The sequence below is a fragment of the Enterobacter sichuanensis genome (assembly GCF_009036245.1).
Classification (GTDB): domain Bacteria; phylum Pseudomonadota; class Gammaproteobacteria; order Enterobacterales; family Enterobacteriaceae; genus Enterobacter; species Enterobacter sichuanensis.
Genome location: NZ_CP027986.1, coordinates 717,327 through 737,250, shown reverse-complemented (window position 1 = coordinate 737,250; position 19,924 = coordinate 717,327). Strand labels below are relative to the sequence as shown.

18 protein-coding genes are annotated in these 19,924 nt (G+C 54.4%); 5 read left to right on the top strand and 13 right to left on the bottom strand.

Annotated features, from left to right (window positions below; all coding sequences use genetic code 11):
• Window position 1: 1 nt before the first annotated feature.
• The 11 genes from mraY to leuO all read right to left on the bottom strand — a co-directional run bounded on the left by mraY (window position 2) and on the right by leuO (window position 12,783).
• Entirely contained in the window at window positions 2-1,084 is a 1,083-nt protein-coding gene (gene mraY / locus C1N69_RS03495; RefSeq protein ID WP_008501985.1) for a phospho-N-acetylmuramoyl-pentapeptide-transferase, read from the bottom strand.
• Complete coding sequence (gene murF / locus C1N69_RS03490) at window positions 1,078-2,436, bottom strand: UDP-N-acetylmuramoyl-tripeptide--D-alanyl-D-alanine ligase (protein ID WP_155030691.1); 1,359 nt, start codon at window positions 2,434-2,436, stop codon at window positions 1,078-1,080. The genes mraY and murF overlap by 7 nt, the downstream gene beginning before the upstream one ends.
• Entirely contained in the window at window positions 2,433-3,920 is a 1,488-nt protein-coding gene (gene murE, locus C1N69_RS03485; protein WP_025756749.1) for a UDP-N-acetylmuramoyl-L-alanyl-D-glutamate--2,6-diaminopimelate ligase, read from the bottom strand. The genes murF and murE overlap by 4 nt, the downstream gene beginning before the upstream one ends.
• Window positions 3,907-5,673 carry a peptidoglycan glycosyltransferase FtsI gene (locus C1N69_RS03480; RefSeq protein WP_047957749.1) on the bottom strand — a complete coding sequence of 589 codons (1,767 nt, stop codon included), beginning with the start codon at window positions 5,671-5,673 and terminating at the stop codon, window positions 3,907-3,909. Before C1N69_RS03480 ends, murE begins: the two co-directional genes overlap by 14 nt.
• Window positions 5,674-5,688: 15 nt before the next feature.
• Entirely contained in the window at window positions 5,689-6,054 is a 366-nt protein-coding gene (gene ftsL, locus C1N69_RS03475; RefSeq protein ID WP_025756747.1) for a cell division protein FtsL, read from the bottom strand.
• Window positions 6,051-6,992 carry a 16S rRNA (cytosine(1402)-N(4))-methyltransferase RsmH gene (gene rsmH, locus C1N69_RS03470; protein ID WP_023310390.1) on the bottom strand — a complete coding sequence of 314 codons (942 nt, stop codon included), beginning with the start codon at window positions 6,990-6,992 and terminating at the stop codon, window positions 6,051-6,053. The genes ftsL and rsmH overlap by 4 nt, the downstream gene beginning before the upstream one ends.
• A 2-nt stretch (window positions 6,993-6,994) precedes the next feature.
• Window positions 6,995-7,453: a division/cell wall cluster transcriptional repressor MraZ gene (mraZ, locus tag C1N69_RS03465; RefSeq protein WP_021240528.1), complete on the bottom strand. Its 459-nt coding sequence runs from the start codon at window positions 7,451-7,453 to the stop codon at window positions 6,995-6,997.
• A gap of 599 nt (window positions 7,454-8,052) precedes the next feature.
• Entirely contained in the window at window positions 8,053-9,060 is a 1,008-nt protein-coding gene (cra, locus tag C1N69_RS03460; protein WP_014168621.1) for a catabolite repressor/activator, read from the bottom strand.
• Window positions 9,061-9,239: 179 nt separating this feature from the next.
• A complete protein-coding gene (gene ilvN, locus C1N69_RS03455; RefSeq protein WP_014882536.1) occupies window positions 9,240-9,731 on the bottom strand; it encodes an acetolactate synthase small subunit in 492 nt (163 codons plus the stop codon).
• Between the two features lies 1 nt (window position 9,732).
• On the bottom strand, window positions 9,733-11,457 hold the full coding sequence (gene ilvI / locus C1N69_RS03450) for an acetolactate synthase 3 large subunit (protein ID WP_025756746.1): 1,725 nt from the start codon (window positions 11,455-11,457) through the stop codon (window positions 9,733-9,735).
• Window positions 11,458-11,838: 381 nt separating this feature from the next.
• A complete protein-coding gene (gene leuO, locus C1N69_RS03445) occupies window positions 11,839-12,783 on the bottom strand; it encodes a transcriptional regulator LeuO (protein WP_094918010.1) in 945 nt (314 codons plus the stop codon).
• Window positions 12,784-13,388: 605 nt separating this feature from the next.
• On the opposite strand from leuO, the gene leuL reads away from it, so the two are divergent.
• From leuL to leuD, 5 genes are all read left to right on the top strand, one after another.
• On the top strand, window positions 13,389-13,475 hold the full coding sequence (gene leuL / locus C1N69_RS23125; RefSeq protein WP_071530973.1) for a leu operon leader peptide: 87 nt from the start codon (window positions 13,389-13,391) through the stop codon (window positions 13,473-13,475).
• Window positions 13,476-13,565: 90 nt separating this feature from the next.
• Window positions 13,566-15,137: a 2-isopropylmalate synthase gene (gene leuA / locus C1N69_RS03435; RefSeq protein WP_025758002.1), complete on the top strand. Its 1,572-nt coding sequence runs from the start codon at window positions 13,566-13,568 to the stop codon at window positions 15,135-15,137.
• Entirely contained in the window at window positions 15,137-16,228 is a 1,092-nt protein-coding gene (leuB, locus tag C1N69_RS03430) for a 3-isopropylmalate dehydrogenase (protein WP_025758003.1), read from the top strand. Before leuA ends, leuB begins: the two co-directional genes overlap by 1 nt.
• Window positions 16,229-16,230: 2 nt before the next feature.
• Window positions 16,231-17,631 carry a 3-isopropylmalate dehydratase large subunit gene (gene leuC, locus C1N69_RS03425; RefSeq protein ID WP_047957747.1) on the top strand — a complete coding sequence of 467 codons (1,401 nt, stop codon included), beginning with the start codon at window positions 16,231-16,233 and terminating at the stop codon, window positions 17,629-17,631.
• 10 nt (window positions 17,632-17,641) lie between these two features.
• Window positions 17,642-18,247 carry a 3-isopropylmalate dehydratase small subunit gene (gene leuD / locus C1N69_RS03420; RefSeq protein ID WP_025758004.1) on the top strand — a complete coding sequence of 202 codons (606 nt, stop codon included), beginning with the start codon at window positions 17,642-17,644 and terminating at the stop codon, window positions 18,245-18,247.
• A gap of 92 nt (window positions 18,248-18,339) precedes the next feature.
• Here leuD and C1N69_RS03415 read toward each other — a convergent pair whose 3' ends face one another.
• On the bottom strand, window positions 18,340-18,492 hold the full coding sequence (locus C1N69_RS03415; protein ID WP_047957746.1) for a Hok/Gef family protein: 153 nt from the start codon (window positions 18,490-18,492) through the stop codon (window positions 18,340-18,342).
• A 216-nt stretch (window positions 18,493-18,708) separates the two neighbouring features.
• On the bottom strand, window positions 18,709-19,887 hold the full coding sequence (locus C1N69_RS03410; RefSeq protein WP_059385864.1) for a sugar efflux transporter: 1,179 nt from the start codon (window positions 19,885-19,887) through the stop codon (window positions 18,709-18,711).
• Window positions 19,888-19,924 lie beyond the last annotated feature (37 nt).

Sequence of the window (19,924 nt, the reverse complement as noted above, 5' to 3'; positions counted from 1 at the left end):
ATTAACGTACCTTCAGCGTTGCCAGGCCAATCAGCACCAGCATCAGCGAAATAATCCAGAAGCGCACAATGACGCGCGGCTCCGGCCAGCCTTTCAGTTCATAGTGATGGTGAATAGGCGCCATACGGAAGATGCGCTGTCCGCGCAGCTTGAAGGAGCCAACCTGCAAAATGACCGACAGGGTCTCAACCACAAACACGCCACCCATGATCACCAGCAGGAACTCCTGACGCAGCAGCACAGCAATAATGCCGAGCGCGCCGCCCAATGCCAGTGAACCAACGTCACCCATAAAGACCTGCGCCGGATAGGTGTTGAACCACAGGAAGCCCAGCCCTGCGCCGACAATCGCCGTGCAGACGATCACCAGCTCACCCGCGTGACGCAGATAAGGGATGTGCAGGTAGTTCGCAAAGTTCATGTTACCGGTCGCCCACGCCACCAGTGCAAAACCGGCGGCCACAAAGACGGTTGGCATAATGGCCAGGCCATCCAGACCGTCGGTCAGGTTCACCGCGTTACCGGTACCTACAATCACGAAGTAGGCCAGCAGGATATAAAACAGCCCCAACTGTGGCATCACGTCTTTAAAGAACGGCACGACCAGCTCGGTCGCTGGCGTGTCTTTGCCTGCCAGATACAGCGCGAAGGCCACGCCCAGCGCGATCACCGACATCCAGAAATATTTCCAGCGCGCGATCAGACCCTTGGTATCTTTGCGAACGACTTTACGATAATCATCAACAAAACCGATGATCCCGTACCCCACCAGTACCGTCAGCACACACCAGACGTACGGGTTGGACGGGTACGCCCACAACAGCACGGAAACGACAATGGCGGTCAGGATCATGATCCCACCCATGGTCGGCGTACCGCGCTTGCTGAAGTGCGATTCCGGACCGTCGTTACGCACAACCTGGCCGAAAGAGAGTTTTTGCAGACGGGCAATCATGCGCGGGCCCATCCACAATGAGATGAACAGCGCAGTCAGCAGGCTGACGATGGCGCGAAACGTCAGATAGGAAAAGACGTTAAAGCCTGAATAATATTTGACCAAATGTTCGGCCAGCCAAACTAACATGTCCCGTTCTCCTGTAATGCGTGCACAACCTCTTCCATGGCGGCACTACGTGAACCTTTCACTAACACTGTCACAATTTGTTTTTCTGTAATTAATGCCTTAAGGCGCTCAATCAACGCGGCTTTATCGGCAAAATGTTCGCCAACGCCGCTGGCCTGGCTAATCGCCTTGCTCAGTTTTCCTGCGCTCAGGACGCAGTCCAGCCCTGCCGCTTTCGCCGCTTCCCCTACCTGGGTATGACAGGCTTCGCTTTCGTCGCCCAGCTCAGCCATATCACCGACCACCATGATGCGGTAGCCCGGCATCTCCGACAACACCTGCACCGCCGCCGTCATGGAGCCAACGTTCGCGTTGTAGGAGTCATCCAGCAGCAGTTTGTTTTCCGCAAGCTGGACGGGGAACAGGCGTCCCGGGACGGCTTTTAAGTTTGCCAGCCCGTTTTTAATCGCCTCATGTGATGCACCCACCGCGGTCGACAACGCCGCTGCCGCAAGGGCATTGGCAATGTTATGGCGGCCCGGAAGCGGCAACAGCACATCCACGCCCCCCGTTGGGGTCATGAGCGTGAATTCCGTACCCTGCGACGTCACATGAATATTGGTCGCGGTAAAATCACTGTTGGCCGCATTTGGCGAGAAGCGCCAGGTTTTACGCGAGCCAATGATGCTCTGCCAGTTCAGCCAGTCATTGTTATCGGCATTCATAATGGCAATGCCGTTTGCCGGCAGACCGGTGTAGATCTCACCTTTCGCTTTCGCCACACCTTCCAGTGAACCAAAGCCTTCCAGATGCGCAGCCGCCAGGTTATTGACCAGCGCGGCTTCCGGGCGAGTCAGGCTCACGGTCCAGGCGATTTCCCCCTGGTGGTTAGCTCCTAACTCGATCACGGCAAATTCATGCTCTTTGGTCAGGCGAAGTAATGTCATCGGCACGCCGATGTCATTATTGAGGTTGCCCGCGGTGTAAAGCGTATTGCCGCACTGACTCAGGATTGCCGCCGTCATTTCTTTCACGGACGTTTTGCCGGATGACCCGGTCAGGGCGACGACGCGCGTCGGCACCTGCTGACGAACCCAGGCAGCCAGTTCACCGAACGCGAGACGCGTATCTTTCACCACAATCTGTGGCAGATCGCTATCCAGCTTGCGGCTAACCAGCAGCGCACCGGCGCCATTTTCTTTGGCGTTATCCGCAAAATCGTGCGCATCAAAACGCTCCCCTTTCAGGGCCACAAACAGACAGCCGGCAGTGACTTTGCGGGTGTCCGTCGTCACAGCATCAATGGTGCGATCCTGACCATACAGGTCGCCCTGCAGGATTTGAGCCGCCTGGCTTAATGAAAGGCTAATCATGCCACGACTCCCAGCAGACGTGCTGCCGTTACGCGGTCCGAGTAGTCCAGACGGCGGTTGCCAACAATCTGATAATCTTCATGACCTTTACCCGCCAGCAGGACAACATCGTTCTCCTGAGCCTGCATGATGGTGTTCGTCACGGCTTCCGCTCGGCCTTCCACGACGCGAGCACGACCCGCGTCCAGCATGCCCGCCAGAATGTCATTGATGATGGCGCGCGGCTCTTCCGTACGCGGGTTGTCATCGGTGACAACCGGAATATCCGCGAACTGTTCCGCAATAGCCCCCATTAGCGGGCGTTTGCCTTTATCGCGATCGCCGCCGCAGCCAAACACGCACCAGAGTTTACCCGTGCAGTGCAGACGCGCCGCTTCCAGCGCTTTTTCCAGCGCATCCGGCGTGTGGGCATAATCCACCACGACGGTAGGCTTGCCAGGGGCACTAAACACTTCCATACGGCCACAAACCGGTTGCAAACGCGCGGCAGTTTTAAGCAGTTCAGCCATCGGATAACCCAGCGCCAGCAGCGTCGCCAGCGCCAGCAGCAGGTTGCTGACGTTAAACGCCCCCATCAGGCGGCTTTCAATTTCGCCTTCCCCCCAGGAGGAGGCAAAGCGGATCGTCGCCCCGCTGTCGTGATAGTGAACCTCAACCGCTTTCAGCCAGCGACCATGGCAGTTCGGATTAATATGATCTTCCATCGACACCGCAACCGCGTCCGGCAGCGCTGCCAGCCAGCGGCGACCGACGTCGTCGTCGGCGTTGATGATGGCTTGTCCGTAATGGTGCGTGGAGTAAAGCAGCCATTTTGCAGCTTCGTAATGCTCCATATCACCATGATAATCAAGATGATCGCGGCTCAGGTTTGTGAACACCGAGGCGGCAAACTTCAGTGCCGCTACGCGATGCTGTACCAGACCGTGCGAAGAGACTTCCATCGCCGCAAAGGTGGCCCCCTGCTCTGCCAGACCGGCAAGGACATGCTGTACGTCAACCGCGGAGCCGGTGGTATTTTCTGTCGGGATGACTTTGCCCAGCAGGCCGTTACCTACGGTGCCCATGACTGCGCCGGTCTCACCCAGTAACTGGGCCCACTGCGCCATCAATTGCGTGGTGGTGGTTTTTCCGTTTGTCCCGGTCACGCCCACCAGACGCAGCTGGTCAGAGGGCTCATGATAGAAACGCCCCGCCAGCGCGGAAAGACGCTCGTTTAACTGGCTGAGATAGATAACCGGCACACCGTGCATTTCACGGATCTCGCCGTCAGTAGCCTCATCTTTGGCCTCAGCAATAATGGCAGCAACACCTTGCGCAATCGCCTGCGGGATATAACGACGCCCGTCCGCCTGATGACCGACCACCGCCACAAAAAGATCGCCAGAAGCCGCTACGCGGCTGTCCAGTACCATCTCTCGCAGTGCTCGCTCCGGTGCATTTGGCACCCACGGAGCGAGAAGGTCGCGCAAATTACGATCTGCCACCTGTACCCTCGCCTTGATTAATTACAAATTCACTTTTTTCGCCCGTCGCCAGCGCATCCGGTTCAACGTTCATGGTGCGCAATACGCCGCCCATGATGGCGCCAAACACAGGCGCAGAGACGGCGCCGCCGTAGTATTTACCCGCCTGTGGATCGTTTATCACGACCACCAGCGCAAAACGCGGATTGCTTGCAGGCGCAACGCCTGCGGTATAGGCAATGTATTTGTTGATGTAGCGGCCGTCTGGCCCCACTTTTTTCGCTGTACCGGTTTTGATGGCGATGCGATAGCCTTTAATCGCCGCCTTCACGCCACCACCGCCAGGCAGCGCTACGCTTTCCATCATATGCACGACAGTGCGAACGATAGATTCCGGGAAGATACGCTCGCCCGGAACCGGTGGATCAACTTTGGTAATCGACAGCGGGCGATAGACGCCGTAGCTGCCAATCGTTGCGTAGACTCGCGCTAACTGTAACGGGGTTACCATTAGCCCGTAGCCGAAAGAGAAGGTGGCCCTCTCTATGTCAGACCACCGTTGTTTTTGAGGATATAAGCCACTGCGTTCTCCGACCAACCCCAAATTGGTCGCCTTTCCAAGTCCAAAACGTGAGTAAGTCTCTACTAACGCTGAGGACGGCATCGCTAACGCCAGCTTTGAAACACCGACGTTACTCGACTTCTGTAACACCCCGGTCAGGGTCAATTCGCTGTAGCGCGCCACGTCTTTAATCTCGTGGCCGTTAATACGGTATGGGATCGTGTTCAGAACCGTGTTTTCATTGACGATACCGCGTTGCAGCGCCGTCATCACGACCATCGGTTTTACCGTGGAGCCGGGTTCGAACACGTCGGTAATGGCCCGGTTACGCATCGCATCTTTGGCGGTACCGGTAAAATTGTTCGGGTTGTAGGATGGGCTGTTGGCCATCGCCAGTACTTCACCGGTGCTGACATCTACCAGCACGGCGCTGCCTGACTCCGCCTTGTTGAATGCCACAGCGTTGTTCAGCTCGCGGTAGACCAGCGCCTGCAGGCGCTCGTCAATACTCAGGGCCAGGTTGTGTGCCGCCTGGCTGTCCGTAGACGAGATATCTTCGATAACGCGCCCATAGCGGTCTTTACGCACGATTCGCTCGCCAGGCTGGCCGGTGAGCCACTTATCGAAGCTTTTTTCAACGCCCTCAATCCCCTGGCTGTCGACGTTGGTAAAGCCAATGAGGTGAGCGGTTACTTCGCCGGACGGGTAGTAACGGCGTGACTCTTCACGCAGATGAATACCCGGCAACTTGAGTTTGCGGATGTAGTCTGCCATGTCAGGGTTAACCTGACGCGCCAGATAGATAAAACGCCCTTTCGGGTTGGCATTAACGCGGGAAGCCAGCTGATCGAGCGGCATTTTCAGCGCATCAGACAGCGCTTTCCAGCGATTGTCGAGCGTGATCCCCCCCGCGTCGTGCAGCTCTTTCGGATCGGCCCAGATCGCCTTCACCGGCACGCTCACCGCCAGAGGACGGCCAGAACGGTCGGTGATCATCCCGCGGGAAGTGGCGACTTCCTGGACACGGAGGGAACGCATGTCCCCCTGGCGTACCAGCATGTCAGGCGCGACGATTTGTAACCAGGCCACGCGTCCCAGCAGGAAACCCAGCGCCAGTAAAATGCAGCCGCAAAGCAACGCAAAACGCCAACTGATAAAGTTGGCCTGTTCTTCCTGACGTTTTGGTTTTAGCGTTTTTGCCGCTGCTCTCATGCGTCGCGTTTTCCCTTATTTTTGTACTACGATATTTTCCTGGGAAGGATCAACATGCTGCAGTTGCAGCTTTTCCGTTGCGATCCGTTCAACCCGGCTGTGATCGCCGAGCGCGTTTTCTTCAAGGATCAGATTTCGCCATTCAATATCCAGCGCATCGCGTTCCAGTACCAACTGCTCGCGTTGCGCAGTCAATAAACGTGTATGGTGTGCGGTAGTCACCACCGTAACTGCCGTAACAATGATGCAAATGAACAGGCAGAGTGGCAGTTTCCCGAACCGCAAAAGATCGTCGCCGATCACGCCAGGCAAGGCATGGCGCTCGTTGCTTCCTAACGAATCCTTAACTTTGCTGAGGGTCTCTGTCACTCTGCCGATCATGCGTTCGTCCTCTCTGCAACACGCAGCACTGAACTACGGGCACGTGGATTCTCTGCCACCTCTTCTTCGCCCGGCATCAACTTGCCTAATGCTCGCAACTGACGGCCACCCAGCTTCCTGAGTTGTTCTTCCGTCATCGGCAGCCCCGCTGGCACCTGTGGACCGCGACTTTGTTCACGCATAAAGCGTTTCACAATACGGTCTTCCAGCGAATGGAAGCTGATGATGGATAACCGCCCACCCGGGGCCAGCACGTCGAGCGAGCTTTTTAGCGCCAGCTCTATTTCCTCCAGTTCACTGTTTACCCAGATGCGAACCGCCTGGAAGGTACGGGTCGCGGGATGTTTGTGTTTATCCTTCACCGGCGTCGCCGCCGCGATCACTTCGGCCAGCTCTTTGGTGCGAGTCATTGGCTCAATGCGGTTGCGCTCAACAATGGCGCGCGCAATACGTTTGCCAAAACGCTCTTCGCCAAAGGTTTTGATGACCCATGCAATATCCGCTTCGTCAGCGGTCTGTAACCACTCGGCGGCAGACTGACCACGCGTCGGGTCCATCCGCATGTCCAACGGACCATCGCGCATAAAAGAGAAGCCGCGTTCAGCATCATCAAGCTGAGGTGAAGAGACGCCAAGATCGAGAAGAATCCCGTCGATCTTGCCCGTCAGGCCGCGCTCGGCAACGTATTCCGCGAGCGCAGAGAAAGGTCCATGCACGATGGAAAAACGTGGATCATTGATGGTCTGTGCAACGGCAATCGCCTGCGGATCGCGATCGATTGCCAGCAGACGTCCTTCCTCACCCAGCTGGGAGAGGATCAAACGCGAGTGGCCACCGCGACCAAAAGTGCCATCAATGTAGATGCCATCCGGACGAATATTCAGGCCGTTAACAGCCTCGTCCAGTAACACCGTTTTATGTTTATAATTTTCCATCATATTTATAGAGACAAGTCCTGCAGCCGTTCCGATAATGTCGCGGAATCAGACTGCTCAGCGTCGATATCTTCCTTGACCTGTTGATACCAGGTCGTTTCATCCCACAGTTCAAATTTGTTGAACTGCCCGACCAGCATCACTTCTTTGGTCAGACCGGCATGTTGCCGTAATACAGGCGCAATCAGTAATCGCCCTGCGTTATCCATCTGACATTCACTGGCATGTCCCAATAACAACCGCTGCACGCGGCGTTCCTGCGGGTTCATGCTCGACAGTCGCGACAGCTTTTGCTCAATAATTTCCCATTCAGGCAGGGGGTAAAGCAGCAGGCAGGGGGAGTTAATGTCAATGGTGCAAACCATTTGACCCGCAGCGTTCTCAATCAGCTGGTCGCGGTATCGGGTTGGTACCGATAAACGCCCTTTGCTGTCGAGATTGACTAACGTTGCTCCACGGAACATGCCAGTCTCACCCCTCCTCACCACTTTAACCCACAAATTCCCACCTAAAGGAGTTTACGGAGCGAGGGAAAAGCTTGTCAAGCCAGGACTCTCCCTGTAAGGACCCGAAAGCCCTCTATTTACAGAGATAAACACTCCTGGTTAATAACTGCACAACTGGCGAGGCAAAATTAACGTTATGAATATTTGTAAGAAAAAAACCGAATATGCACACTAGCGTTAAAGCCCACTCAATATCATCGCAGATAAATATAAAGTGTCAGTTTGCGACGCGGGCAGCATTTTATGACAGATTCTCAGGGGATAACAGTGCCAGATTCACCAGGACACACGGTAAACGCGGCGGTTAGCAGGTCAGCTGTCAAAGGAAGAGAAAAAACGTCTGAATATTCATCGACCGAAGAGGGTTTGTAACAAAGTAATACAAAAATAGCCGATTAAAAGGGCTCAGTCGTTCTTAAAAGGACAATTTAAGCGTCAGAATGAATTAAGAAAAATAGGAGATTATGATCCCTCAAGAATTATCCTAATTTCTCTCCGGGAATTATCTTCCCGAATTATCACAACAAAATAGGGCAGATTTCTCCGCCCCGGACATTTCATTTATGACGGCTTAAAATTCCGCGATGGTAGAGATTACGTTTGATACGCGTCAGGCCTGGCTTCGGTTTACGGGGCTCATCCAGACTCGCCAGCACAATCTCCAGCACGCGTTCAGCCACATCACGATGACGCTGTGCTACCGCCAGCACCGGGCACTGGAGAAAGTCCAGCAGCTCGTTATCGCCGAAAGTGGCAATGGCCAGGTCGGAGGGGAGCTTGCCTTCACGCCGTAAGGTCACATCCATTACCCCTTGCAGAAGTGCAAAAGAGGTAGTGAACAACGCCTGAGGCATCGGGTGCGTCTCCAGCCATTTCTCGAACAACTGCGCAGCGGCTTCACGTTCGTAGCTGTTGGCATAGAGGTAATGTACCTCGCGCGGATCGTCTTTCCAGGCGGTTCTGAAACCCTGCTCACGCAAAAAACTCACAGAAAGCTCAGGCAGCGCGCCAAGATAAAGCACGGTTTCTGCCGGGAACGTTCTTAGCTCAGCGGCCAGCATTTCTGCATCATCCTGATCGGCACCCACGACGCTCGTGAAATGCTCGCGGTCCAGGGCACGATCCAGCGCGACGATCGGGAACGGGTCGTTCGCCCAGCGCTGGTAGAATGGATGCTCCGGGGGTAAGGAAGTCGACACGATAATGGCATCGACCTGACGCTGGAGCAGATGCTCAATACAGCGCATCTCGTTGTCGGGCTGATCTTCCGAGCAGGCAATCAGCAGTTGATAGCCGCGCTGGCGCGCCTGACGCTCAAGATAGTTGGCGATACGGGTATAGCTGGTGTTTTCCAGGTCCGGGATCACCAGACCAATAGAGCGAGTGCGCCCGGCACGCAGGCCGGCTGCGACAGCATTCGGATGGTAGTTATGTTCACGAACCACCGCCATAACTTTTTCAACGGTCTTATCGCTGACACGGTACTGTTTTGCTTTACCGTTAATCACATAGCTGGCCGTTGTTCGTGACACGCCGGCTAGCCGGGCGATTTCATCCAGTTTCACAATTGCCCCTTAAAAAAAGAAAAGAGTCCATGGCCCTGTCAAGGTTATGGTTAAATCTTTTAACATCTAAACGCAGAAAAGCCTTCGCGGCAACCGCTTTTATCTGCGTTGTCGGCTGATTACGCAAAAAAAAGCCCGGCTTTGGTGACCGGGCAGAAAGAGGCGAACCTTTTTGACAACTAACGCATGATTTTCTCGCCGCGTGACAGACCCACTACACCCGATCTCGCCACCTCAACAATTTTGGCTACATCCCGCACGGATGCCAGGAAAGCATCCAGCTTGTCGCTCGTCCCCACCAACTGCACCGTATAAAGAGAAGGCGTGACGTCGATAATCTGTCCGCGGAAAATATCCGCATTGCGTTTGACTTCTTCACGCCCGTAGCCACTGGCCTGAATTTTCACCAGCATGACCTCACGTTCAACGTAGGCCCCCTGCCCCAGCTCGCTCACGCGCAGTACGTCGACCAGTTTATGCAGCTGTTTTTCAATTTGCTCAAGGACTTTCGCGTCGCCGACGGTCTGGATCGTCATGCGCGACAGCGTTGGGTCATCCGTCGGGGCGACAGTCAGGCTTTCAATGTTATAGCCGCGCTGTGCAAAAAGCCCAATGACGCGCGACAGGGCGCCAGACTCGTTTTCCAGTAAAACAGACAATATCCGGCGCATATCAGGTTCTCTCCGTTTTGCTTAACCACATTTCATCCATACCCCCACCACGAATATGCATCGGATAAACGTGCTCGGTGCCATCAACAATGACATCCATAAAGACGAGGCGGTTGTTTTTAACGTGTTCAAGCGCTTCTGCGAGCTTCGTTTCCAGCTCAGCCGGCTCAGTCACACGCATGCCAACATGGCCGTATGCTTCTGCGAGGCGAACAAAATCCGGTAGCGATTTCATGTATGACTGTGAGTGACGGCCAGAATAGATCATATCTTGCCACTGCTTCACCATGCCGAGGTAGCCGTTATTCAGGTTCAGCACGAGAACCGGCAGTTCATATTGCAGCGCAGTCGACAGCTCCTGAATGTTCATCTGGATACTGCCATCTCCGGTCACGCAGACGACGGTTTCATTCGGCAGCGCCAGCTTAACGCCCAGCGCGGCGGGCAGACCAAATCCCATCGTTCCTAAACCACCCGAGTTGATCCAGTGTCGCGGTTTATCAAATGGATAATACAGGGCGGCAAACATCTGGTGTTGCCCTACATCGGAGGTCACATACGCTTCACCTTTGGTCAGCCGCCACACCGCTTCGATAACCGCCTGCGGCTTAATGTTTTCACTGTGCGTATCATATTTCAGACACTGACGCGCACGCCACTGTTCAATCTGCTGCCACCAGTCGCGGATCTCATCCAGCGGCTGGGTAGCACTTTCCTGCCCCAGTAGCTCCAGCATTTGCTCCAGGACCTGTCGGGCATCTCCGACGATCGGCACGTCAGCCGACACCGTTTTTGAGATTGACGTCGGATCGATATCAATGTGCAGGACGGTCGCGTTCGGACAATACTTCGCCAGATTGTTGGTCGTGCGATCGTCAAAGCGCACGCCTACGGCAAAGATCACATCGGAATGGTGCATCGTCATGTTGGCTTCATAGGTGCCGTGCATACCCAGCATACCCAGTGCCTGACGGTGGGTAGCGGGAAATGCCCCCAGTCCCATCAGCGACGATGCAACAGGAAGGTTAAGCTTTTCAATGAGTTCACGCAGCTGGACCTCGCAGGCAGCATTGATCGCGCCGCCACCAACATAGACAACCGGTTTTTTAGCTGCCAGAAGCGTTTGCAACGCGCGCTTAATTTGACCTTTATGGCCTTGCGTGGTTGGGTTGTAGGAACGCATGCTCACCGATTCCGGCCAGACGTAAGGCAGTTTGTTGGCCGGGTTCAGGATATCTTTAGGCAGATCGACCACGACCGGACCCGGACGCCCGCTTGCCGCCAGCCAGAAGGCTTTTTTCAGTACGCCTGGAATGTCTTCGGTTTGCTTAACCAGGAAGCTGTGCTTCACCACGGGACGCGAAATCCCGACCATGTCGCACTCCTGAAACGCATCGTAGCCAATCAGTGAGGTTGCCACCTGCCCGGAGAGGATCACCAGCGGAATAGAGTCCATATACGCCGTTGCAATGCCGGTAATGGCGTTTGTTGCGCCGGGACCGGACGTGACTAAGACCACGCCCACTTCACCCGTCGCACGCGCCAGGCCGTCAGCCATGTGGACCGCCGCCTGCTCGTGACGTACCAAAACATGGTCAATGCCCCCAACCGTATGCAGCGCATCATAAATATCAAGGACCGCGCCGCCAGGGTAGCCGAACACTTGCTTCACGCCCTGGTCGATCAGCGACCGGACGACCATTTCCGCGCCAGACAACATCTCCATGCTTTGCCTCCAGGCATTGTGTTACAGACGGACTGCCGAAATCATTTCCGCACCGTCTTACGATTGGGATAAACCAATCTTATATTTTTGCAGAGTGTTCTTTACCTTAACCGCTCGTTTTGAGGCAGGCAATTAGCAAACCCGGGGAGACAATCGGTGCCTGAAGCAGAAAAAGCAGCCGTTAACGGAAGATATGGTTAATTCATCTGAGAATGGAGGATGGGATGACGAATCATCGCTGAAAAGCGCGACAATGCAGGAAATCATCTATTTTTGCGAACCAGACAGCCGCCCGAGAAAAAGCACAACAGAATAAAATATCACTACGCTTAATAAACACAGGATAAACCACATAACCTGATGCGATTTATCCTGATGCGTTTACCGGCGACAAATGCTAACAAGCAACTCTTCCATCCACTGATGTCCTTTATCCCGCCCCGCCGCTTCATGCCAGGAGAGATAGCAGGTTCGGCTATTAAGCTTAAGCGGCAGTGGCAAAATTTGCAGATTTAAGGGCTCAGAAAACTCTTCTGCCAGCCAGCGTGGCGCAATGGCCACCAGGTGTGTCTGGGAGACCACATTTAATACGCTGACCATCGCCATGCCCTGATAGGCTACACACGCCTGTTTATCCGCCGTGTCATACCACGGCAGGCTAAAAGAAGCGTACCTGTCGAGAGCAACAACGGCGTGCTGCTCGTTATAAACATCACTTTCTCGTAGCGGAGAAGTCAGGCGCGGATGTTTTTTACTGGCGACCAACACCATTTCATCTTTAAACAGCGGTACGCAGGAAAATTCAGGCCGACGGAACTCTTCATATCCCAGGACAAATTCGATCTCCTGATAACGTAGCTGATGTTCGGTGTTTTGATTAAGAGAGGATTTAAAGACCAAATTGATATTCGGTGCGATCTCTTCCACCTTATTATATATTATCGACGTTAAATAATTATCTAATGGGCTACAGACACAAAGATGAAAAACGCGTTCGCTGCTTAAGGGTTCAAACCCCGAGCCCGGCAATTCATTTTGTACCAACTGCAGCGCCTGGCGGATTGAGCCGAATAGCTGAAATGCACGCGCCGTGGGCTGAATCCCCCTGCCATAGCGGACGAACAGTTCATCGTTAAACATAACCTTGAGCCTGGCGACGGCATTACTGACCGCAGGCTGTGACATCCCCAACGTTTGTGCCGCGCGGGTGATATTCTGTTCCTGCATGACAGCATCAAACACCGTCAACAGATTCAGGTCCACGGTACGTAACTGCGGTTTAATCCCATCAGCAGTTTGAGCTTGTTTAATATTATTTTCTGGCACTTCAGACTCCACTGTCACGCTACACTCCCTTTGCCAACGTATTGTAATAATCTCGAAAAATATGATTTATCATGCAAATATGACCAGCGAAAGAGAATTGTTTAAAATTCGGAATATATAAAGACACTAAAAGAACGACAATAAAAGGTGCAAATGATATGTTTAACTTTAGGATTGAGATGAAACCATAAACCAAACAAATATACAATTCCCCGAGAGTTAATGATGACTTAAGTATTATTAAACTGTTATTGCCGCTGCACCTCATTACGTTAACAAGCTGTTATTCACACTCTTTTACCGAAGGGCCCGGATTGATTCATAGAACTTATAACTTAATGATATTAAAACCCTTTACGCCTACAACACACTTAACAACGGCACCTTTCCGGTTTAAACAAATTATTTTTATTTATTTCTGCAACCTTTTTTCAAGTCCAAAAATAGACAATTAAACAGGTCAAAAAACACAAAACCAGCACAATAAGCTAAAGCAAACAGACTGCACATTTAGGCTGTCAGCGCCGTTTTTATCCTCAGGGGTTGACATGAACGGGCGTATCCAGTACCACTAAAAGCATATTGAATTTAACGGAGCACGATTCATGATTCGCACCATTCGTTTCACCGGTCTACTACTACTAAACGCATCCACTGTGCGCGGTAGACTGGCGGGCGAAATTCAGCGTTGAATCGTCACCAGTAAGACTAAAACCCGCGCCATTGCGCGGGTTTTTTTATGCTCGTAGCAAGGCGCCCTAAGACTGACAAGGACCTAACCCATGAGCCAGCAAGTCATTATTTTCGATACCACTTTACGTGACGGTGAACAGGCATTACAGGCAAGCCTGAGTGTTAAAGAGAAACTGCAGATCGCGCTGGCTCTCGAACGTATGGGTGTCGACGTGATGGAGGTCGGTTTCCCTGTCTCGTCTCCGGGTGATTTCGAATCCGTACAGACCATCGCCCGCACCATCAAAAACAGCCGCGTCTGTGGCCTGGCACGCTGTGTAGAGAAAGACATCGACGTCGCAGCCGAGTCGCTGAAAGTCGCCGAAGCGTTCCGTATCCATACCTTTATTGCGACCTCGCCAATGCATATCGCGACCAAATTGCGCAGCACGCTGGATGAGGTGATTGAACGTGCCGTGTATATGGTTAAGCGTGCACGCAACTATACCGATGACGTTGAATTCTCCTGTGAAGATGCAGGCCGTACGCCAATTGAAGACCTGGCGCGCGTTGTGGAAGCGGCCATCAACGCGGGCGCAAAAACCATCAATATCCCGGACACCGTCGGCTACACCATGCCATTTGAGTTCTCCAGCATCATTACCGGTCTGTATGAGCGCGTACCGAATATTGATAAAGCCATTATCTCCGTTCATACCCATGACGATTTAGGCCTGGCCGTCGGTAACGCCATCGCCGCGGTACATGCCGGCGCACGTCAGGTTGAAGGGGCGATGAACGGCATCGGTGAGCGCGCAGGCAACTGCTCGTTGGAAGAAGTGATCATGGCGATCAAAGTGCGCAAAGACATCATGAACGTGCACACTCGCATTAATCACAACGAAATCTGGCGCACCAGCCAGACCGTCAGCCAGATTTGCAACATGCCAATTCCGGCCAACAAAGCCATTGTCGGTACTGGCGCCTTCGCGCACTCCTCCGGTATTCACCAGGATGGCGTGCTGAAAAACCGCGAAAACTACGAAATCATGACCCCGGAATCTATCGGTCTGAATCAGGTGCAGTTGAACCTGACCTCGCGTTCCGGGCGTGCGGCGGTGAAACACCGTATGGAAGAGATGGGCTATAAGGACAGCGATTACAACATGGATCAGCTGTACGACGCGTTCCTGAAACTGGCCGACAAAAAAGGTCAGGTGTTCGACTATGACCTGGAAGCGCTGGCCTTTATTAACAAGCAGCAGGAAGAGCCGGAGCACTTCCGTCTGGATTACTTCAGCGTTCAGTCCGGCTCCAGCGACATCGCCACGGCGTCCATCAAACTGGCCTGCGGGGATGAGATTAAAGCAGAAGCGGCTAACGGTAACGGCCCTGTCGATGCCATCTACCAGGCGATTAATCGCGTCACCGAATATGACGTTGAGCTGGTGAAATATGACCTGACGGCCAAAGGCCACGGTAAAGATGCGCTGGGTCAGGTGGATATCGTCGTCAATTACAACGGCCGTCGCTTCCACGGCGTAGGTCTGGCGACCGACATCGTGGAATCTTCCGCCAAAGCGATGGTGCATGTCCTGAACAACATCTGGCGCGCCGCCGAAGTCGAGAAAGAGTTGCAACGCAAAGCTCAGAATAAAGAGAACAACAAGGAAACCGTGTAATGTCGAAGAATTACCATATTGCTGTGTTGCCGGGTGACGGTATTGGCCCGGAAGTGATGGCACAGGCGCTGAAAGTACTGGAAGCCGTTCGCGCGCGTTTTGCGATGAAAATCACCACCAGCCACTACGATGTGGGCGGTATTGCGATTGATAACCACGGCACGCCATTGCCGAAAGCCACCGTTGAAGGCTGCGAAAATGCCGATGCCGTGTTGTTTGGTTCCGTCGGTGGCCCCAAATGGGAACACCTGCCGCCCGCAGAGCAGCCCGAGCGCGGTGCGCTGCTGCCGCTGCGTAAGCATTTCAAGCTGTTCAGCAACCTGCGTCCGGCGAAGCTGTATCAGGGGCTGGAAGAGTTCTGCCCGCTGCGCGCGGACATCGCCGCCAATGGGTTCGATATTCTGTGCGTGCGTGAACTGACCGGCGGGATCTATTTCGGTCAGCCCAAAGGACGTGAAGGCAGCGGCCAGCATGAAAAAGCGTTCGATACCGAGGTGTATCACCGTTTCGAAATTGAACGTATCGCTCATATCGCGTTTGAGTCTGCGCGCAAGCGCCGCCATAAAGTAACCTCTATTGATAAAGCGAACGTGTTGCAGTCTTCCATTTTATGGCGCGAGATCGTCAGTGAAGTCGCTAAGCAGTACCCGGACGTTGAGCTGTCTCACATGTACATCGACAACGCGACCATGCAGTTGATCAAGGATCCTTCGCAGTTTGATGTCCTGCTGTGCTCCAACCTGTTCGGGGACATTCTTTCGGACGAGTGCGCAATGATCACCGGCTCGATGGGCATGCTGCCATCCGCAAGCCTGAACGAAGAAGGGTTTGGCCTGTACGAGCCGGCGGGCGGTTCCGCCCCGGATATCGCGGGCAAAAACATCGCGAACCCGATTGCGCAGATCCTCTCTCTGGCCCTGCTGCTGCGCTACAGCCTGGATGCAGGCGATGCGGCAACCGCAATTGAAAACGCCATTAACCGGGCGTTAGAAGAAGGCGTCCGTACCGGTGATTTAGCACGCGGCACGGCGGCAGTCAGTACTGATGAAATGGGCGACATTATTGCCCGCTATGTCGCGCAAGGGGTGTAATCATGGCCAAAACCTTATATGAAAAATTGTTTGATGCGCACGTTGTTTACGAGGCACCAAACGAAACCCCGCTGCTGTATATCGACCGACATTTGGTACACGAGGTGACCTCTCCTCAGGCATTTGACGGCCTGCGTGCGCACAAGCGTCCGGTACGTCAGCCGGGAAAAACCTTCGCCACGATGGATCACAACGTTTCCACCCAGACCAAAGACATTAATGCCTCGGGTGAGATGGCACGTATCCAGATGCAGGAGTTGATTAAGAACTGTAACGAGTTTGGCGTTGAGCTTTACGATCTGAACCACCCTTATCAGGGCATCGTTCACGTGATGGGACCTGAACAGGGGATTACCCTGCCGGGCATGACCATCGTCTGCGGTGACTCCCATACCGCGACCCACGGTGCGTTTGGCGCCCTGGCGTTCGGGATTGGTACCTCTGAAGTTGAACACGTGCTGGCAACGCAGACCCTGAAACAGGGCCGCGCCAAAACCATGAAGATTGAAGTGAAGGGTAAAGCCGCGCCGGGCATTACCGCAAAAGATATCGTGCTGGCGATCATCGGTAAAACCGGCAGCGCGGGCGGTACCGGCCACGTGGTGGAATTCTGCGGCGAGGCCATCCAGGCGCTGAGCATGGAGGGGCGTATGACCCTCTGCAACATGGCCATTGAGATGGGTGCCAAAGCCGGTCTGGTCGCGCCAGATGAAACAACCTTTAACTATGTGAAGGGCCGTCTGCACGCGCCGAAAGGTCAGGATTTTGACGACGCGGTGGCGTACTGGAAAACCCTGAAAACCGACGACGGCGCAACCTTTGATACCGTCGTCACGCTGCAGGCAGAAGAGATTGCACCTCAGGTGACCTGGGGCACCAACCCGGGCCAGGTGATTTCCGTTAACGACACGATTCCTGACCCGGCGTCCTTTACCGATCCGGTGGAGCGTGCCAGTGCGGAAAAAGCGCTGGCCTATATGGGCCTGAAGCCCGGTGTACCGTTAACCGACGTGGCCATTGATAAGGTGTTTATCGGTTCCTGCACCAACTCCCGTATTGAAGATTTACGGGCGGCTGCAGAGATTGCCAAAGGCCGCAAAGTGGCGCCGGGCGTGCAGGCGCTGGTCGTTCCAGGCTCCGGTCCGGTGAAAGCTCAGGCGGAAGCCGAAGGTCTGGATAAGATCTTCATCGAGGCCGGTTTCGAGTGGCGCCTGCCTGGCTGCTCCATGTGTCTGGCGATGAACAATGACCGCCTGAATCCGGGCGAACGTTGCGCTTCCACCAGCAACCGTAACTTTGAAGGCCGTCAGGGCCGCGGTGGGCGTACCCACCTGGTCAGCCCGGCAATGGCCGCCGCTGCGGCAGTCACCGGCCATTTCGCCGATATTCGCAGCCTGAAATAAGGAGACAATCATGGCAGAGAAATTTACCCAACATACCGGCCGGGTTGTCCCCCTGGACGCCGCTAACGTCGATACTGACGCGATCATTCCGAAACAGTTTCTGCAGAAAGTGACGCGTACCGGTTTTGGTGCCCACCTGTTTAATGACTGGCGTTTCCTGGACGACAAAGGCGAAGTGCCAAATCCCGAGTTTGTTCTGAATTTCCCGGAATACAAAGGGGCCTCCATTTTGCTGGCGCGGGAAAACTTCGGCTGCGGCTCATCCCGTGAGCATGCACCCTGGGCACTGACCGACTACGGTTTTAAAGTGGTTATCGCACCGAGCTTCGCGGACATCTTTTACGGCAACAGCTTTAACAACCAGCTGCTGCCGGTCACGCTGAGCGACGAACAGGTCGATGAACTGTTCGCGCAGGTTAAGGCGAATCCGGGGATGTCGTTTGAGGTGGATCTGGAAGCAGAAGTGGTTAAAGCGGGCGATAAAACCTACCGCTTTAGCATCGATGCTTTCCGTCGTCACTGCATGCTGAACGGTCTGGACAGCATTGGTCTGACCCTGCAGCATGAAGATGCCATTTCAGCCTACGAGAAAAAACAGCCAGCGTTTATGGGCTAAAGGCAATGGCCCGCAACGAGCGGGCCATTACAAAGGGTGCGTTGAGGCTCAACCACTCTGGAGTGGCGGGGAAACACTCCCCGCCAATACCGCTAACGTCTTGCTTCGTAAGCCAACACTGCCGCCAGCTCCGTTTTCTCCTGTCTGAAGTGCAACTCACACAGCGAGTCGCGCACCATCCAGGTAAAGATCAACAGCGTCGTACAGATCAGAAACAAACCTAACAGCAGAGTACGTTTTGGCATTCCAGCCTCCTTATTGCTTTTCGGCAATGAAGAGACTAACCTCGCAATGTTGGTTGTGAAGTTGGTCTCCCCATCAGTTTATTGATGTGGGACTCTCCACTGTTTGCCTCTTGCGAAAGCCTGAGGCAAACAGCCTCAAGCACCCGCCACGCACTCTATTCCCCTTCTTCGTACCTGTCAGAAAGTCGTTCCATTTCGTGAAGCCGTCTTCCAGAATCAAACGTCTTTGACCCGGCAGGTCAGCCCAAGCGTAACCACCGAAATCGCCGCAATCATCCAGTAGACCGAGGCATGTCCGTAACTTTGCGCCAGCGCCCCCTGAATCACGCCCGCCAGGATCACCCCGGTCGAAATACTGTTGGTAAAAAGCGTCGTTGCCGAGCCCGCGCGGCCAGGCATTAAGTCCTGGAACCAGAGCATGCCAATACCGGCGACAATGCCAATAAACACAGCGTTGAACAACTGCAGCGCCAGTAACGCTTCGCGCGAATGGAAAAGAATCAGCCCCGCGTAAAACAGCACCCCAGCCGCCACCGCCACGCTCATCATCCGACGCTTTCCGAAACGCTTAACGTAGTAACCCGCCAGAATCATTGCCGGAATTTCCAGCCCGGCCGCGGTCCCCATTAAGATCCCGGCGAGCTTGTCCGGCAAGCCCAGATCGCTGCTGATCCACAGCGGCATATCGATGATGTACATGGTGTTGCAGGTCCACATCAGCGTGGAGGCAATAAACAGCATCCGGACGTTTTTATCCTGCCAGCCGCTCACCTCGGTGATGGGTTTATCCGTCATCTGTTCAACGCGTGCCACGGACGGCAGGGCAAAGGCGATCAGGAGCAGACTGATGGCAAAAATCCCTGCGGCGATAGAGAACATGGCGGTAAAGCCATAGTTCAGTGCCAGCATAAAGGCCAGCGGCGGGCCAATGACCCACGCCAGCGAGAGCTGCGCACGCATCACTGAGCTGAACATCACCACTTCCCGCGCCGAGTTATCGGCATATTCCCGGGCCAGGGCGAACAGCTGCGGCATGGCGGTGTTCGCCAGCGAGGCCAGCAGCACGCCACAGGTAATGAGCGTCAGGTAGTGCCGATTGAAAGCAAAGAGCAGCGCGTTACCCACGGCCATGGCGCAGCAAAAGAGGATCAGCTTACGACGATCGCCCTGGCTGTCCGAACGTTTCGCCAGCGCGAGACTGACCAGGATCCCGGCAACGGCGTTGACGGTATAAAACAGCCCCACCCAAAACGGCTGCGCGCCCACCTCGCGGCTGAGAAACAGGCTCAGCGTCGGTGCCTGCAGCGCTCCCGCCACGCCCATCATAAAGGCCACCAGCATAAAAGCGGCATAGACGCCATTCAGGCGTCGCCCCATCGTCATCAACCAGAGCATGCGCAAGTCCTTGTGAAAGCGGATCAAAACCGGGTGA

Bases quoted from the DNA above. Each gene is read 5' to 3' on its own strand.
- leuA (WP_025758002.1), top strand. From the start codon at position 13,566: ATGAGCCAGCAAGTCATTATTTTCGATACCACTTTACGTGACGGTGAA.
- leuB (WP_025758003.1), top strand. From the start codon at position 15,137: ATGTCGAAGAATTACCATATTGCTGTGTTGCCGGGTGACGGTATTGGC.
- leuD (WP_025758004.1), top strand. From the start codon at position 17,642: ATGGCAGAGAAATTTACCCAACATACCGGCCGGGTTGTCCCCCTGGAC.
- ftsL (WP_025756747.1), bottom strand. From the start codon at position 6,054: ATGATCGGCAGAGTGACAGAGACCCTCAGCAAAGTTAAGGATTCGTTA.
- leuL (WP_071530973.1), top strand. From the start codon at position 13,389: ATGATTCGCACCATTCGTTTCACCGGTCTACTACTACTAAACGCATCC.
- ilvI (WP_025756746.1), bottom strand. From the start codon at position 11,457: ATGGAGATGTTGTCTGGCGCGGAAATGGTCGTCCGGTCGCTGATCGAC.
- C1N69_RS03480 (WP_047957749.1), bottom strand. From the start codon at position 5,673: ATGAGAGCAGCGGCAAAAACGCTAAAACCAAAACGTCAGGAAGAACAG.
- rsmH (WP_023310390.1), bottom strand. From the start codon at position 6,992: ATGATGGAAAATTATAAACATAAAACGGTGTTACTGGACGAGGCTGTT.
- murF (WP_155030691.1), bottom strand. From the start codon at position 2,436: ATGATTAGCCTTTCATTAAGCCAGGCGGCTCAAATCCTGCAGGGCGAC.
- C1N69_RS03410 (WP_059385864.1), bottom strand. From the start codon at position 19,887: ATGCTCTGGTTGATGACGATGGGGCGACGCCTGAATGGCGTCTATGCC.
- mraY (WP_008501985.1), bottom strand. From the start codon at position 1,084: ATGTTAGTTTGGCTGGCCGAACATTTGGTCAAATATTATTCAGGCTTT.
- ilvN (WP_014882536.1), bottom strand. From the start codon at position 9,731: ATGCGCCGGATATTGTCTGTTTTACTGGAAAACGAGTCTGGCGCCCTG.
- C1N69_RS03415 (WP_047957746.1), bottom strand. From the start codon at position 18,492: ATGCCAAAACGTACTCTGCTGTTAGGTTTGTTTCTGATCTGTACGACG.
- mraZ (WP_021240528.1), bottom strand. From the start codon at position 7,453: ATGTTCCGTGGAGCAACGTTAGTCAATCTCGACAGCAAAGGGCGTTTA.
- leuC (WP_047957747.1), top strand. From the start codon at position 16,231: ATGGCCAAAACCTTATATGAAAAATTGTTTGATGCGCACGTTGTTTAC.